Below are 16,598 nucleotides of genomic sequence, written 5' to 3' on the forward strand. Positions count from 1 at the left end.
AATAACCAATTTCGTCAATAATTAAAACATCTGGCTTGCTTAATCTTTTAATCAAATAATTCAGTGTATTTCTGCTATCAGAGATTTTACACTGGGCCATAAAATCATCTGCTGTTATAAAACGTACGGAATATCCTTTTGTTAATGCTTCAACTCCGAAGCCGATGGCTAGATGCGTTTTACCGACACCAGGAGGTCCTAATAATATGCAGTTTTCTCCATTCCCAATATATCGACATGTTAAGATCTCTTTAACACGTTGTTCACTAATACTAGGTTGTAATGAAAAATCAAAATCAGCTAAGTTTTTCACATAAGGAAACTTTGCTTGAGAAACTCGTTTGGCTAGTAATTGTGATTCTTTGTACGTCCACTCAGCTTCTATCACCTGATTTAAGAATTCGAAATATGATATATTATTAGATGAAGCACTTTCAACGAAACCATCTAATTGATGGGCTGTATTTTCCAAACCAAGCGCCTTTAGGCGCTCTTCAAGAAGCGTTTTCATACTTGATCACCTTCTTCGAATAAGGCATATATAGCTAATGAACGTTGTTCTACATCTGGTGCTTGTGAAAGAGTAGAATCTACAGATTTTGGGGTCGCCAAACCATTTGAATCTGTTGTTTTCTGCTCTTTTTTTGTTCCAGGTAATCCCGCATAATGCGATGTTTGTTGAACCATTTGATGTTTCTTTTTACTTAAAGAGTGTGTGGCGATACATTCGATTCCATCATAAATTTGCAGCTTTTCATCTTCTATTCGTAGTTTTACAGTTTGACCTACATAGCGATAAGGAACTGAATATTGATTTCCTTCAAATGAAATTAAACAATCTTTACTAACTTCGCGTTGTTGCCAGCTACTCAAAGAATATAGTGGTTTATGATTCCAAGGTTTTAAAAAAGCTTGTTCCTGAATAAATCTTTCATGTGGCGTTTGTTGTGTTGTCTGATTTTTCTTTGTGTGAACAATATCATTCAGCCATTTATGCAATGATTCATTTAATGCAGTCAGATCGTTAGGTAATTTTCGTGTTAAGAAATTATTTCTTAAGTAATCAATTGCTCGTTCGACTTTTCCTTTTGTTTGGGCTCGATAAGGCTTACAAGCCTTTGCAGTGACATCGTAATAATTTAAAAAGTCTTCGAATCGTTTATTGAAACGTATTTGCTGAATACTATGCTTTGTAACGACTGTGCGCATATTATCGTAAAGAATTTGTTGCGGAACACCATTAAAATAACTGAAGGCGTTTAGATGACATTTAATAAGCGTGTCTTGTTTCATATCTGTCGTAAATTCGATATAACGCTTTCGAGAATAACTGAGAATCATAATAAATGCGTAAAGCTGAATTTCTTCTTCATCAATGATGCATGTTCCTGCGTTTTCAGCCCAGTCAACTTGTGCTTGTTCTCCTGGCTTTGTTTCATATCGCACAGTTGCTTGCTTCTTAGGTGCCGCCCGATAGGGCTGGACAAACTCTCTTAGTATTGTACTTTTACCTTCATATCCTAGCTTTTGTATTTCTTCTAATAGTACTGCGCAGTTAATAGTACCTTCTTTAATTCTTGCTAATATATAAGATTTATAAGGATCTAGTTTGCTGCCACGGCTTTTTCGCTTTGTAGCTTGTGGTAACTTTTCTTGATTTAAATATTTTCGAATCGTTTTTCTATCATAACCTGTTTCTTCTGCGATGGCCGTTAAGGTCCATCCTTTCTGTTTCAGTTCTTTAATCATAAAAATATCCTCCAATACTACCGTCATCTCCACACTTCCAATCTATATTGTCTAATATAGATTATCCGTTATTAGTGGGGAATTTTTAAACGGTATTATCGAGGATTTTAACAGCGATTATGACACCTATTACAGATGAGATGAATGAAGTAGAATTTGCAAAAGAAAATAATACAATTCTTATTGGATATGTACCAAAAAAATTTAATTAAACCGTTAAAGGTGGGATTGGATGAACCTTATTTTAGAATCAGATAATTTGAATGATTACTTAGAAGAAAGAAAAGAAGTGAATTTTTCAGCCGAAGCTATTCAAAATTTAATTAAATCGCTATTTTGTGCGAAGTAAACAGAAATAGAAAAAATACATATAGCCTTCAATTTTGTACGTGACGAAATTGCACATTCATGGGATATTCAAAGTAAAATTGTTACTTGTACAGCTACGGAATTTTTGAAATATAATCAGGGTATATGCTATGCAAAATCTAATCTCTTGGCAGCTTTACTTCGTTCTCAAAAAATCCCTACAGGTTTCTGTTATCAGCGTTTACTATTATTTGATACCCCGGAGAAAGGGTACTGCCTTCATGCTTTAAATGCGGTTTTTATACAAGAAGTAAAAAAGTGGATACGTTTAGATGCAAGGGGAAATAAAAAAGGAATACATGCAGAATTCTCTCTTTTAGAGGAAAAATTGGCCTTTAATGTGAACCCATCTTTTGATGAAAGCTGGTCAGAAGAAGTGCTTCAATATTACAATAGAAATCGACATTTTTTATCTGAATGGGAGCCGCAGCGCACTGAAGAATTTTACACGCTGAATTTCCAAAAAAGTTTTCTTAAAGAAGATGTTAAAGCCAATGAAAGTGGAAAAATACTTAGATTATGGATTACTGGTAAAAATGATAAGAGAAAGATTATAGGGTGTATCACATTTAATTTAATTGTACGAGGAGTTCTACAATCTTGTATCTTAGGTTATAAATTGGATAAAGACGAAATCAATAAAGGGTTAATAACAGAAGGTATACAGAAAGCAATTGATGTAGTATTCAATGAATTAAACTTACATAGAATCGAGGCACCAATTCTACCGATAAATGCAGCCTCTATAAAAGTTGTCAGCAAATTAAGGTTTGAAAATGAAGGACTTTCTAAAAAATATATAAAAGTAAATGGAAAATGGGAAGACCACACGCGATGGGCATTGATTAATACGAACGCGTAATTTTAGATACATCGTTTATTTCAAAAAAATCAAGCTTAATATACGAAAAAACCACGAATCATTAATAATCGTGGTTTTTTTGTTATTAGTTCTCTTTTTCCTTAGTAAAATCTTTTAAAAAGAATACCCCACATAAAATAACAATTATCAGTGATAAAATCCGCAACCATATGGATTCGATGCCTAAAAAAATATTAAAAACAACTACCACAAGCATTAGAGCTAAAATAATGCTTAACAAAACTTTCTTTTTAAAAGGCACTTGAAAATTCCTCCTATAATCAATAAATTAGCTGCTTACGTCAGAGCAAATTAATGCTTGTTCTGAATAAAATTTGTCTCCTTTAAATCTTTAATAGATTGTACCAAATTCAATTTCTTCACTATGATTTTTAAATAGTTCTTCAAGTGTCATTCCATCAATTTTGGCTGTTTGAACAAATTTCTTGTTATCGTGTGTATAATCACATAATGCTTCGGAATCTACTATTAATGAACGACCATCTTGAAAGTTTGAAATAAAGTATTCTTTATCTTTGTAGATGAATTCAATTTCATGACCAATTTCAAGAAGTTGCATAAGTGTTTCAATTGTTGAGCTTTCTAAATTATATTCTGATGCCATTATTTCACCATCTTATTGAGTGCCCTGAATTTTTTGCATAAAAATACATCATTCGCAATTTGAATTCAAAGGTAAATGAAGGTCTATTATTAGTTTACGAGCTTCTATAACTTAGTATAGCCTGCATCCGTCTGATTTTGTTTATTTGATACTCCCATACCTAAAAATTGAAAATAAGGAAACATATTGTATAAATAACCGTTTCTATTAAAGAAAAAGAGAAGGAGGGTTAGAAATCTAGTGGAAAATTAAATTTTAAAATTCTATGTAAAGGATTAAACCATTGTATAAAAAATCTATTTATCTATTTATTATACGGTCTTATTTATTTTAGTTTCGCAGAATACCCCTCCCTCAAGGAACGTAGTGAGTAGGGAGGGGTATTCTGCGAACCCAATTATTCTGCCAGTACTAATTTGTTGAAAAGAACATCTGTTCCTATTATACTATTCGAAAAAGGAGGTGTCTGTCATGCCACATAAAGCGTATAAATTCCGTATCTACCCAAATAAAGACCAACAAGCGTTCATACATCAAACCCATGGGCATTGTCGTTTTGTTTACAACCATTTTCTTGCGTTGTGGAATACTTCTTATAAAGAAGAAGGAAAAGGGTTGAATCGTTCCATTATGTCCAAAATGCTCACAAAGCTGAAAAAACAAGATGATACGGCATGGCTACGCAACGTAGATAGTGTGGCATTACAAGCCTCTTATGAACATTTAATCGACGCTTTTAACCGTTTCTTTCAAAAGCAAAATAACTATCCTCGCTTCAAAAGTAAAAAGAATCCCGTTCAAAGCTATACAACGAAAAATACAAATAACAATATCGCCATTGTCGGTAACCACATCAAACTGCCGAAGCTTGGGCTTGTGAAGTTTGCGAAGTCTTGTGAGGTAGAAGGACGTATACTGCGCGCAACCATTAAATACAATGCGAGTGGCCATTTTTACGTATCGATTGCATGTGAAGTACCGGATTTTAAGACGTTACCGAAAACCAATAAGACGATTGGGATTGATTTAGGCATCACCGATTTTGCGATGCTGTCTGATGGACGTAAAGTGGAGAACCAACGCTTTACGGCGAAGATGGAACAGAAACTAAAGCGGGAACAACGCAAGTTATCACGTCGCTACGAACAAGCAAAAAAAGAAAAACGCGATTTGCGTGACTGTATGAACTACCAAAAGCAACGTCGTAAAGTCGCGCGCTTACGTGAGCGTGTTGCGTTTCAACGGGAAGACTTTTTGAATAAGTTATCAACGGAACTCATTCGCCAGTATGACGTTATTTGTCTAGAAGACTTGAATACAAAAGGATTACTAAAGAATCATAAATTAGCAAAAGCGATTAGTGATGTTTCTTGGTCTTCGTTTGTGCAAAAACTGATGTATAAGGCGACATGGTATGGCCGAAAAATCGGAAAGATTTCACGCTTCTATCCATCGAGCCAACTTTGTCATGTCTGTGGGCATCAAGATGGCAAGAAGTCCCTCGATATTCGCGAGTGGGTTTGCCCATCTTGCGGCACAGTACTAGACCGAGATCTCAACGCAAGTCGGAACATTTTAGCCGAAGGACTCACGCTGTTAACCCAACAACCGTAGGGACTACGGGGCTCGCCTACTCAAGAAGTGAAGCCGCTGTTCGAGCTGTCGGAACAAGCAAGCACTGTTCGTAGGAATCCCCCACTGCAAGCGCATTCGTAAGAATGGCTAAGTGGGGGTAGTTCAATAGAAATTGAGCATATGACAAAGACTTATAATCTTGCATCAAAAGAGCCTGTTTATGCATTGAAAAATATAAATATGACGCTAAATCCCGGAGAACTTGTAGCAATTATTGGTACATCTGGTTCGGGGAAATCAACATTATTACGTATGTTAGGATGTATTGATAGTCCTTCAAGTGGTACATATACATTAAACGGAAAAGATATGGCGACGATGAATGATCAATCATTAGCAAACTATCGCAATCAAGAAATCGGATTTATTATGCAGGATTTCGCATTGATTGATTATTATTCGGTTAAGAAAAATATTCTTTTACCGCTTATGTATGAAAAAAAGAAAGAATTGAAAAAACAACGAAAAAAAGAGCTTTTGCCATTACTAGAAAAACTCAGCATTGCTGAAAAAATAAATTCAAAAGTAACGGATTTATCAGGTGGTCAAAAACAACGTGTAGCGATTGCGCGCGCACTTATTAATGACCCTGAAATTTTACTGGCAGATGAGCCAACAGGTGCTCTTGATGAACAAACAACTGCTGAAATCATGGCTATATTCAAGCAATTGAATAAAGAAGGTAAAACGATTATTATCGTCACACATGATATGCAAGTGGCCAATCAATGTAATAGAATATTACGTATGCAAGATGGTCATTTAGCCGAAGCGGAATAGGTAGAGTTGAACCCAGGACAAGGCATTTTAGTGCCTTATTCTGGGTTTTTTAATGGTAGTGGATGAGCTATACTACTTTTAAGAGATAAATAAGAACAGGAGCCATGCAATGACTACTAGATTTAAACGATTATTAAAATTACGTGATATCGAGTTCTTTAATATCATCGTAAATGATGATGACAGAACGGCATTTTTATTAATTTATGATGAAAGACGGCCACAAAAAAAGGCTGAGGATGGCAATCATATCAAATTATTTTTAATTTCCACGTTCGAGTTATCTGAAGCGGCGTATGAAGATGTTTTAAGGTTCAATGATGATCTTTTAGACATGAAATATAATTGTTCCTATTTTATGGAGAGTGTCAAGGTAGCCGAGGAATTTGAATTTGATTTTCCTTTTGAAATGCGCGCCATTCGTACCTATGTAGAGGAATTAGTGCATGTATTAAAGCTTGATGTCACACTTCCAGAGCTGAGTGAAAAAGATTTCAATTATTTATCCCAAGATTAATTAGAGCCGTGCATTTGCGCGGTTCTTTTTTTCTAAAATCGGGAACAGATTGCAAAGGGGTGATGTCATGAAGCGATGGGTAGGTCTTAGTGTAGCGCTACTCATACTGACAGGTTGTTCTTCAAATGACGCGGCGCCAGTTAAAGAGCCTAAGGAGCAAATGGTGGCGAAGGAGTTAAATACACCGTGGGCAATGGAGTGTGTGGATGATACATTTTACATTACTGAACGACCGGGTCATATTGTAAAAATCGAGGATGGCAAGGTAACACGGCAAAACATAACGCTTAGTGAGCCACTTGCAACGGCATCGGAAGCGGGATTACTTGGCTTTGTGCTGGCACCAGATTTTGCGACGTCCAATACAGCCTATGCGTATTACACGTATGAAAGCACCGAGGGTCAGTTTAATCGCATTGTCGCACTGTCCTATAATCAAAAAGCATGGCGCGAAAAAAAGATTTTACTCGATAAGATTCCAAGCGGGACCTATCATCATGGTGGGCGATTAAAAATCGGGCCTGATAATAAATTATACGCTACTGCTGGCGATGCCTCCGAGCCAGATAATGCACAGGACAAAAAGCAGCTAGCGGGGAAGATTTTACGACTTAATTTAGATGGCTCAGTGCCAGCGGATAATCCAGAGACTGATTCCTATGTGTATAGCTACGGCCACCGTAATCCACAGGGGCTCGTATGGCTTGGTAAGACATTGTATGCGAGTGAGCATGGCAATAGCGCACATGATGAGATTAATCGCATTGAAGCAGGGAAAAACTACGGCTGGCCGGTCATTGAAGGGACCGAGGAGAAGCAGGGCATGGAGACGCCACTTTTCACCTCTGGAAATGACACAACGTGGGCGCCGTCTGGTATGGCCGCTTCGGGTGATAAACTATATGTCGCCGCATTACGCGGTACAGCCATTATCGAATTTGATTTAAAAACGAAAAAACAGCGTAAAATTGTCAGTGATGTCGGACGTATTCGCGATGTGATGCTTGTCGATCACACACTGTATTTTATAACAAATAATCGTGATGGTCGCGGGACACCGCAGGAAGATGATGACCGTTTGATGAAAACAACGATAGCAGACTAAAAAAAGTAGCATCCGCCATAAAAAGGGATGCTACTTTTTCGTTACACATTAAATTTTGATAAAGAAAGCTTCAGCTCATCTGCCATATCTGATAAATTCATCGCAGAATGCGTAATTTCTTCAATACTTGCAGATTGCTCCTCAGAAGCCGCTGCCACATTTTGAGTATTGGCCGCACTTGTCGCAATTGAGTCATTCACTTGTTGCATCGTATGAGACATTTCAGAAAGTGCAGTTGTTAATTGCTCAATGGACTGCTGCGTCCCATCAAATTTCGTTGATAAACTTGAGACATCGGTGTAAATTTCTTGGAAGGATGCACCAGCTGCTTTAAACATGACCGAACTTTCCTGTAAGTTTTGTGTGCTGATAGCCATGGCCTCAACTGCTTGGAGAGATTCTTCCTTCACGCCATTAATTCGCGCTTGAATGTCACTTGCGGCATTTTGAGATTGGTCGGCGAGTTTACGCACCTCCTCGGCAACAACCGCAAAGCCCTTACCATGCTCACCAGCACGAGCTGCTTCGATGGATGCATTAAGTGCGAGTAAATTTGTTTGGTCGGTAATAGCCGAAATCAAGTTGACGATTTGACCAATTTCGTTCGAATAATCATTTAAGCGCTGAATAATAAACGCGGTATGTTCGATTTTATCTGATGTAATGGCTAATTGCGCCACAGCTTTTTGCACCGTTTCATTGCCTGCATACGCTGTAGAGGTTGCGACATTGGCATTTTGTGCGACTTCTTTTGTGAAAACAGAAATCTCCGTTAAATCATGCGAGATGGCCGTTACAGTATCATTCATATGATTCACCGCTTCTGACTGCGTTTCTGTGCGCATCGCCACTTCCTGTACAGAGGACGTAATTTCTTCAATGGTCGCACTGCTTTGCTGTACATTCGCAGAAAGCTCAACAGAAGTAGCGGCTACTTGTTCACTGTTCAGACTGACATCGCCAATAAGACCACGTAAGTCATGTACCATTTTGAATACCCCTGTTGTGAGCTGTGCAATTTCATCATTCGTTTTAAGCGCAAATGGCGCCACTGTCAAATCCCCATTTGCGGCGGTTTGAACAAATTCTAATGTCTCGTGAATCGGTTTTAATGTACGACGTGTAATGAACCATGCTGTGACAATGCTTAATAAAATCGCGATAACAAGCACCGCTACTGAAACCCAAATCACAAGAGACGTTAAATGCTTAATAAAAGATGCATCCATATCGAGCCCTAAAATAATGTCCGTATTGTCAAACGGAATGAAAATCGATTTGTGTACACCATACTCATCCGTATAAATGTCACTAATTTGCGTTGAGCTATTGTCTAGCGCTGTATGCATCTTTGGATCAAAGCTGTAGCTATTATTATGATTGTCAGTTTGACTAAGCGCCACAATATGCTCGCTTCCTGTACGTGATAACACATAAACATTTTCGACACCGAAGTTTTGTTGAGCCTTATTAAGTAGATTAAGGAGCTCCTCATATGCCTTGTTATCATTCGTATCTGCTTGCTCGACTAAATTCGACGGGATGTCTGCTTTAATTTCCTTTGATACGATATTCAGCTTATCCTCGAATTCCGGCAGCATATAATTATTAATAATATGCATCGTTGTCATATATAAAATGGTACTAAAAACCAGCGCGACAATGGTAACGGGAAGTGTGAAGCTCATCATAAACTTCATAAACAATGAATTTTTATAATTACGCATGAACTTCATGTTGTACCTCTAGCTGTGCAATTGTTTGTTGTAAGACCTCGATAAAGTGTGGAATATGCGTCACTTCTGTATAAGGTGAAATCGTAAATAATTTTGCTGCTGCCACTGGAATAAATTGCTTCGTATCCTGTGCAAGTACGGTGCAAACACGCGTCGTATCGCCGAAGAATACATCCTCACGCTGTGCACCAAGTAATTCAAACCAAGCGCTATTTGTCGCATTCACTGCTTCAATTTGTGCAGCTGTTGCTTGTCCAGCAACCTCTTGTGCCCACGTAGTATTATTACCATAATAACGAATGGCGGTTACTGGTCCAATATTTAACGGATTGACGACTTCAACAGCTGGAACCTGCGCAGCTAATTGCTCACGGAACTGTAAATTCACACGCACATAATTTGCGAGTAGTGCCTGGTAATTTTCCTTACCGAATGCACGTAATGCCGCATAAATCGCAATGGAGCTACCCATGCGTGAGCATTCTAATGTATAGCCTGTATGATAGGAGCCATAGCCGCGATTTCCTACATAGGGTGTATCAAAATCTTCTAAATCAAGCAAGCCAAGTGAGCTACCATCTTTCACGAGGAAAAGACTTGTTAAATAAGGTGTTTGACCGAGCTTTTGGAAGTCAAAGCATAATGAGTCAGCAAGGTGAATATGCTGCATACGCTCACGAATTTGTAATAAAGCTGCTGTCACAGGTGCTTCAAAATCTAATGGATTAGTATCAAAATCGTAATCATTAAAGAAACTATAGAACCCGCCAAGCGCAGAGTCGGCATGAATATGAATCGGTTTTAACGTAAATTCTTTCTCAAGTGCGGTTGTAATGGCTTTAACACCCGCTACATCATCAATGCCGAAGCTATCTGTCGTACCTGTTGTCGCGACAACATAGACCGGAATCCCGCCTTGACGAATTACCGCGCGCATTTGCATGTTTAAATCTTCTAAATCCATTGAATGATCCGCGCATGCTTTAACGCGCACAAGATGATTGCTACCAATGCCAACCGCTTCAATCGATTTCAGTAGGCTATAGTGCGCATTTTCAGAGGCGAAGCAATATAAGTTATTAGGCACGCCCTCTTCCTTCGCATTCGGGAATTGTTTGGCGATGGCTAAGCGCAGACCGCTAAATACGGCACCTTGCCCACCCCATGTTGTGTAACCAAAGCTTTTCGTTTCATCATAGCCAACTAATTTTGACATCATCGAAATGACTTTTACTTCACTCTCTGCTGCTGCAGGGCCATAGACATCCCATAGGTTATTACCGTTGATTAGCATATTTGTCAGCATACCAAGTAAGCCAGGAATGCTTGCCATTGGTAAAACATTCGTCACATAGTTATGCGTATGATAAGGATGCCCATCTAATAGTTGAATTAATTCATCCACCACATTGTCCAGTGCCTGTCCTTTTTCTTCTACCTGAGCCGTTTCCATTAAATGCTGATAAAAAGCAGGGGACTTCTCCGCACTTTCACCTAAAATCGTTTGATTAGGATTTTTTAAATCATCCATTGCCTGTAGAATTTTTTGAATTTGCGCTGAAAATTTTTGGCGCTGTTCGACATTCCCATCCTCACTCTGGAATAACTCTTTGTAGTTCATTATAGATTCATCCTCCTAAAGTAATGTGCTTATTGAATTACTAAAATTATAATTGAATAACAAAACATATACTATATTACCCTTTGTTAACAAATTAATAAAGGACTTTAGTCTCTTTTGGTGAAAATAAAGCATAGAAATCCTTTTAAATTCAATAAAATTCCACTTTTAGGACATGAATTGTATTCTTTATATGAATGATCGTGTATAATGTTTGACCTCTGTATCCTCCGTCATCATTTTTTTATACAAAGCTTGTGCAACGTTATTATCTTTCGCTGTTTCCAACGTAATATAGCGCGCATTTTGCTCCTGTGCATATTGAAAAGCAACGGCCATCAATTGTTTAGCAACGCCTTGTGATCGTGCTTGTTGAGCGACGTATAAGTCATTCAAAATATAGGCAGGTTTTAAACCAACGGAAGAAAAAGTCGGATACAGTTGTGTAAAACCAACATAGTCATCATCTTGCTGTGCCACAAAAATCACAGATTGCTTTTTTTCTAGTCGCGCTTTTAAAAATACTCTAGCAGCATCCCTGTCACTTTCTTGTTCATAAAACTGACGGTATGAATCAAATAATGGTACTATTTTTTCTAACTGATAAATTGTGAGCTGTTCAATGTTCATTTTTATTCCTCTTTTCTTCTATAGTGGGTATAATTGTAAAATAGAAAATGACATGCTAAAAGGTACAAAAATAAAATAAATAACATGTCAGATGGGGGCAGCATGATTTTTACATTCCATTCAAAAACAGCTAAATACATTCAAATTTACGAAAAAATTGCGGCATTAATACGGACAAAACAGCTTCGCGAAAATGAAAAATTACCCTCAATTCGTGTGCTAGCAGAGCATTTACAAGTAAGTCGTAATACAACATTAGAAGCTTATGAGATACTACTGGCAGAGGGCTACATTCGAGCCGAACAGAAAAAAGGCTATTATGTTAATCCGTTAGAATCTATTTACATACAAAAAGCTGAAGTTTTCACACAACCGTATATAGAGGAATCATCTATAGGCATTGATTTTCGAGCGGGAGCGGTTGATCAGCGTCATTTCCCATATACCGTGTGGCAAAAATATTCAAAAGAAGTATTAAAACATTCAAAAAGTTACACTTATGGAGAGGTTTTTGGTGAACGAGAACTTATAGTGCAGTTGCGACAATATCTATTTCAAGCACGTGGTATTCAAACAACCGAACAGGCAATTGTGATTGGTAGCAGTACACAGCAATTGCTACTGCAGCTTAGTTTTTTATTGAAAAAGCGTTTTAACCGTATATTACTAGAAGATCCTGGTTATGAAGGTGTGCGCCATGTTTTTGAACTTCAGGGATTTCAATTCGATACAGTAGATGCTACAAAGGATGGTTTGGCATTACAGCAGTTAGCTACTAAAATAGCAAAATTAATGTATGTAACACCTTCTCATCAATACCCCTTTGGTAGTGCTTTATCAATACAGCAGCGTTTGACACTTATTGAATGGGCTTGTAACAATAAAGGCTATATTATTGAAGATGATTATGATGGAGAATTTCGATATGAGCAGAAGCCTTTTCCAGCGCTTGCATCGCTTAATCCACAGTGTACGATTTATATGGCGACATTTTCTAAATCATTTTTGCCAGGCATTCGACTTGCCTATATGGTATTACCCCCAGATTTAATCGATTTATATAAGGAAATATTTCAACATTTTGAAAATACCGCTTCAAAAATTCACCAATTAACGATGGCAAAATTAATGGCAGGGGGCGAATGGTCAAAGCATATTAGACGAATGCGTAAAATTTATCGTGAAAAAATGGCTGTTCTAAAGGAGTGCCTCATATCTGAGTTACCACATAGTATAGTTTATGGAGAGCAAGCAGGGCTATATGTATTAATTAAAATGCCCTCTAATATGAAAAATTTAATTGAGAAAGCGCATGAAAAGGGTGTTAATGTACAATGTGTGGATAATTTATTCCAGCAAAAGAATGAGAAAAATTACTTTTTAGTTGGCTTTGCGAATTGTACACTAGAAGAAATACGACAAGGCGTGCAACGTCTAGCAATTGCATGGGAGGAATCTTAATTGAACAAACTCGCGGCAGGGAGCAGGCATACAGTCGGCAGATGGTAAAATCGTAGCCGTGGGCGATAATCATTATAATCAATGCACATTAAAAGAGGCTGGGACATATGTGTAAAATAACCGCATCTATGAACATAAGAAAACCGGAATCGCGCTGTAGCACGGTTCCGGTTTTTCGTTGCGAACACTAACAAAGGAACATGACATGTTTTGGCCAATCCTCTTTTTTAATGATTTACGACTTGTTCAAAGGCAGCTTTTGATTCATAGGTGTTATCTTTCCAGAACCATAGACCCTTTTCCGAATCAAAGTGATTGTCTACCACAATAGTACGATAATTTTGTGTAAAAAAATTCGCAATGTAGATCGTCGACTCGCTTGCGATAAAGTCATTCTCTTCTATACGATTGTCCTTGGTATTGTATTGAATCAATAGCTGTCCACCATCAAGCCCTTCCGTATCATTATGCGCGAGCTTATTTTTTTCAATGACCGAATTTTTCGTACCACCGCGTTGTTCATCATAACCACCAATGGAAATCCCGGTATAGTAATTATTGCGAACCGTATTATTTTTAATAATAATTTCATCCGCATACTTACCCGCATGTTCAGATGTTGCCTCGATGCCAATATCACTAAATGAAATATCATTGCCTTCAATTGTTATATTTTTCGCACCATCAACATAAATACCACCCGCACTATAATCCTCACCGTACGCTGGATTACCATATGACGAGACTTGTGAAATCGTATTGTTTTTAATCGTGCCATTGCGCACATAATCCGCTTCTTTTTTAATAGCAACCCCCTCATAGCCAATGACATCAATGCCAATATTATCACTACGACGAATTGTATTATCTGTAATCGAAAAATCCTCGATATTGCCATTTAAAACGAGCGCCTCACTTGAGCCAAGGGTCAAATCCTCTAAGGTGTTATGTGTGATTTGAATATGCTTCATCGCGCTAGTGCCATAAAAGGCAATGCCATGCCCGTTCCCTTCACCATCTACAGCACGCGTCGTAATTTTGCGTATATGATTATTTTCGAGCGTAATATGATGACTATTACCGCTCACATAAATGCCCATCACCGTATCAGTTGCCGATTTCGTCGTAACGTTCTCAATTGTCAGGCCATCTAGTGTAATATCATGTTGATTGTGAATGGTCACCATCGCGCGATTGCCGTCCATACTTTTTAGCTCACGTCCATTTAAACGAACCTTCTCACCTTCATAGGCTTGAATTTGTAGCTCGCTTTTTGTGATGGATAGTGGCTCTTTATAGGTGCCACCGCGAATAATAATTGTTGTACCGGGTTGTGCCTGTGCTATTGCCTCTTTAAATGTGCGAAGCGGCGCATTCTTCGAGCCTCTTGCTGTATCATCACCAGTTGATGCAACATAAAGTGTAGCAGAAGGTGAAGGTAAAGGCTTCCATAAGAAATAGATGGCTAACAGTGCCACAAGGATGCCGCCAGCTAATAATAATTTCTTCATAAATTACCAACTTCCATATAGTGTATGCTATTCTTTGATTTGGTATAATTATAGCATGTAATCGCTTATTAAAAAGATTTCTATCCTATTTGAAAGGAGCTTAAAAAATGCCCTCACCACGCGCATTACTCATTATGCTGGCCATCATTCTTTTGATTGTGTCACCTTTTGTTGTGTTTTTCTTGCCACTTATTTATATTTTGACCTTTTTTGATACACCTGAACAAATTGTGGCCCATCCGAATACAAAGAATTATATCTATGCTTTTAGCGCCTGTGCCATCATCATTGTTGCGATTATTTTAGCCGCAATCCGCCAGAATAAAAGTATGATTGCACTTTCTGTGACACTTGGTTTAGCAGGCTGTGCGTTATTTTTTACCTCTATTTTCGGTTATACATATATCGGAACCGTTGAACTACCCCCACTTAGCCGTTCTTACGAATGCGCTTGAAGTGGGGGATTCCTACGAACAGTGCTTGCTTGTTCCGACAGCTCGAACAGTGGCTTCACTTCTTGAGTAGGCGAGCCCCGTAGTCCCTACGGTTGTTGGGTTAACAGCGTGAGTCCTTCAGCTAAAATATTCCGGCTGGCGTTAAGGTCTCGGTCTAGCGTTTCACCGCAAGATGGGCAAACCCACTCGCGAATGTCGAGGGACTTCTTGCCATCTCGATGCCCACAGACATGACAAAGTTGGCTCGATGGATAGAAGCGTGAAATCTTTCCAATTTTTCGGCCATACCACTTCGCCTTATACATCAGTTTTTGCACAAAAGAAGACCAAGAAACGTCACTAATTGCTTTTGCTAGTTTATGATTCTTTAGTAATCCTTTTGTATTCAAGTCTTCTAGACAAATAACGTCATATTGGCGTATTAACTCTGTCGATAACTTATTCAAAAAATCTTCCCGCTGAAACGCAACACGTTCACGCAAACGCGCAACTTTCATGCGTTGCTTTTGGTAGTTCATGCAGTCACGTAAATCACGTTTCTCTTTTTTTGCTTGTTCGTAGCGACGCGATAACTTGCGTTGTTCCCGCTTGAGCTGCTTCTCCATCTTCGCCGTAAAGCGTTGGTTCTCCACTTTACGTCCATCAGACAGCATCGCAAAATCGGTGATGCCTAAATCAATCCCAATCGTCTTATTGGTTTTCGGTAACTTCTTAAAATCAGGCACTTCACATGCAATCGATACGTAAAAATGGCCACTTGCATGATAGTTGATCGTTGCGCGCATAATGCGTCCTTCTACTACACAAGTTTGTTTGAACTTCACAAGCCCAAGCTTCGGCAGTTTGATTCGTTTGCCAACAATCGCGATATTGTTATTTGTATTTTTGGTTGTATAGCTTTGTACGGGATTCTTTTTACTTTTGAAACGAGGGTATTTATTTTGTTTCTTAAAGAAACGATCAAAAGCAGCTAATACGTGTTCGTAGGAGGCTTGTAATGCCACACTGTCTACATTTCTCAGCCAAGCCGTTTCATCTTGTTTTTTCATTTTGGTGAGGATTTTAGACATCAATGAGCGATTGAGCCCTTTGCCATCTTCTTTGTAGGAAGTGTTCCAAAGTGCAAGAAAATGGTTATAGACAAAACGACAATGACCGTGCGTTTGATGGATGCGTGCTTGCTGGTCCTTATTTGGATATAACCTAAATTTGTAGGCTTTATTTTGTGACATGACATTCACCTCTTCCGCTCGTTCGTTTTTAATCGTTTCGATTGAAGCACCGCTAGTCTCATTTTATTCACCTAGAATTTGCCGATTAATAGGCATAAATGAATTTTGACATTCCCGTGTTAGGAGGCGCTTTGAATAGGATATTTAGCGCCTATTCTTTCGAAAATATCCTTTGCGTAAGTGGATTTCTAGTCTTTCCATACCCTTTTTCGATTTGTAACAGTCCGGATTGAATGGTATTTTAACGAAAATACGGACTGGTTATTACTATCTAATTTCATTGCCACATCAATCTTTCATACTTATCATA

The 16,598-nt window shown here is 38.2% G+C and carries 15 protein-coding genes and 1 pseudogene; 8 read left to right on the top strand and 8 right to left on the bottom strand.

Annotated features, from left to right (window positions below; all coding sequences use genetic code 11):
• Together QI30_RS05355 and istA are read right to left on the bottom strand one after the other, a co-directional pair.
• Positions 1-511 (bottom strand): ATP-binding protein (locus QI30_RS05355; protein ID WP_126989906.1); only part of this gene is annotated, 511 nt, incomplete at its 3' end.
• The gene (istA, locus tag QI30_RS05360; protein WP_370323587.1) at positions 508-1,776 is read right to left on the bottom strand and encodes an IS21 family transposase; all 1,269 of its coding nucleotides are present in this window, start codon (positions 1,774-1,776) and stop codon (positions 508-510) included. The genes istA and QI30_RS05355, both read right to left, overlap by 4 nt.
• 337 nt (positions 1,777-2,113) lie before the next feature.
• On the opposite strand from istA, the pseudogene QI30_RS21210 reads away from it, so the two are divergent.
• Positions 2,114-2,383, top strand: a pseudogene (locus QI30_RS21210) (transglutaminase-like domain-containing protein); the annotation flags it as partial.
• Between the two features lie 63 nt (positions 2,384-2,446).
• Entirely contained in the window at positions 2,447-2,980 is a 534-nt protein-coding gene (locus QI30_RS20815) for a GNAT family N-acetyltransferase (protein WP_199754646.1), read from the top strand.
• Positions 2,981-3,332: 352 nt separating this feature from the next.
• Here QI30_RS20815 and QI30_RS05370 read toward each other — a convergent pair whose 3' ends face one another.
• A complete protein-coding gene (locus QI30_RS05370) occupies positions 3,333-3,605 on the bottom strand; it encodes a hypothetical protein (protein WP_126989908.1) in 273 nt (90 codons plus the stop codon).
• A gap of 471 nt (positions 3,606-4,076) precedes the next feature.
• On the opposite strand from QI30_RS05370, the gene tnpB (QI30_RS05375) reads away from it, so the two are divergent.
• The 4 genes from tnpB (QI30_RS05375) (at position 4,077) to QI30_RS05390 (ending at position 7,642) form a co-directional block, all read left to right on the top strand.
• The gene (tnpB, locus tag QI30_RS05375; protein WP_126989909.1) at positions 4,077-5,219 is read left to right on the top strand and encodes an IS200/IS605 family element RNA-guided endonuclease TnpB; all 1,143 of its coding nucleotides are present in this window, start codon (positions 4,077-4,079) and stop codon (positions 5,217-5,219) included.
• A 141-nt stretch (positions 5,220-5,360) separates the two neighbouring features.
• Positions 5,361-6,020, top strand: coding sequence for an ABC transporter ATP-binding protein (locus QI30_RS05380; protein ID WP_126989910.1), 660 nt, complete (start codon positions 5,361-5,363; stop codon positions 6,018-6,020).
• A 163-nt stretch (positions 6,021-6,183) separates the two neighbouring features.
• On the top strand, positions 6,184-6,537 hold the full coding sequence (locus tag QI30_RS05385) for a hypothetical protein (RefSeq protein ID WP_233600529.1): 354 nt from the start codon (positions 6,184-6,186) through the stop codon (positions 6,535-6,537).
• 67 nt (positions 6,538-6,604) lie between these two features.
• Complete coding sequence (locus tag QI30_RS05390; RefSeq protein ID WP_126989912.1) at positions 6,605-7,642, top strand: PQQ-dependent sugar dehydrogenase; 1,038 nt, start codon at positions 6,605-6,607, stop codon at positions 7,640-7,642.
• Between the two features lie 41 nt (positions 7,643-7,683).
• Here QI30_RS05390 and QI30_RS05395 read toward each other — a convergent pair whose 3' ends face one another.
• From QI30_RS05395 to QI30_RS05405, 3 genes are all read right to left on the bottom strand, one after another.
• On the bottom strand, positions 7,684-9,378 hold the full coding sequence (locus QI30_RS05395) for a methyl-accepting chemotaxis protein (protein ID WP_126989913.1): 1,695 nt from the start codon (positions 9,376-9,378) through the stop codon (positions 7,684-7,686).
• Positions 9,362-10,999, bottom strand: coding sequence for a pyridoxal phosphate-dependent decarboxylase family protein (locus QI30_RS05400; protein WP_199754644.1), 1,638 nt, complete (start codon positions 10,997-10,999; stop codon positions 9,362-9,364). The genes QI30_RS05395 and QI30_RS05400 overlap by 17 nt, the downstream gene beginning before the upstream one ends.
• 189 nt (positions 11,000-11,188) lie before the next feature.
• Positions 11,189-11,629, bottom strand: coding sequence for a GNAT family N-acetyltransferase (locus tag QI30_RS05405; protein ID WP_126989915.1), 441 nt, complete (start codon positions 11,627-11,629; stop codon positions 11,189-11,191).
• Positions 11,630-11,731: 102 nt separating this feature from the next.
• Here QI30_RS05405 and QI30_RS05410 point away from each other — a divergent pair, with 102 nt between their 5' ends.
• Entirely contained in the window at positions 11,732-13,090 is a 1,359-nt protein-coding gene (locus QI30_RS05410) for a PLP-dependent aminotransferase family protein (RefSeq protein WP_233600528.1), read from the top strand.
• A 227-nt stretch (positions 13,091-13,317) separates the two neighbouring features.
• Here QI30_RS05410 and QI30_RS05415 read toward each other — a convergent pair whose 3' ends face one another.
• The gene (locus QI30_RS05415) at positions 13,318-14,601 is read right to left on the bottom strand and encodes a right-handed parallel beta-helix repeat-containing protein (RefSeq protein WP_126989917.1); all 1,284 of its coding nucleotides are present in this window, start codon (positions 14,599-14,601) and stop codon (positions 13,318-13,320) included.
• 107 nt (positions 14,602-14,708) lie between these two features.
• Here QI30_RS05415 and QI30_RS05420 point away from each other — a divergent pair, with 107 nt between their 5' ends.
• Positions 14,709-15,056, top strand: a complete 348-nt coding sequence (locus tag QI30_RS05420; protein WP_126989918.1) for a hypothetical protein — start codon at positions 14,709-14,711, stop codon at positions 15,054-15,056.
• An 86-nt stretch (positions 15,057-15,142) separates the two neighbouring features.
• Here QI30_RS05420 and tnpB (QI30_RS05425) read toward each other — a convergent pair whose 3' ends face one another.
• Positions 15,143-16,288: an IS200/IS605 family element RNA-guided endonuclease TnpB gene (gene tnpB, locus QI30_RS05425; RefSeq protein ID WP_126989919.1), complete on the bottom strand. Its 1,146-nt coding sequence runs from the start codon at positions 16,286-16,288 to the stop codon at positions 15,143-15,145.
• Positions 16,289-16,598: the final 310 nt, after the last annotated feature.

It is taken from the genome of Candidatus Kurthia intestinigallinarum (assembly GCF_003991225.1).
Lineage (GTDB): Bacteria > Bacillota > Bacilli > Bacillales_A > Planococcaceae > Kurthia > Kurthia populi.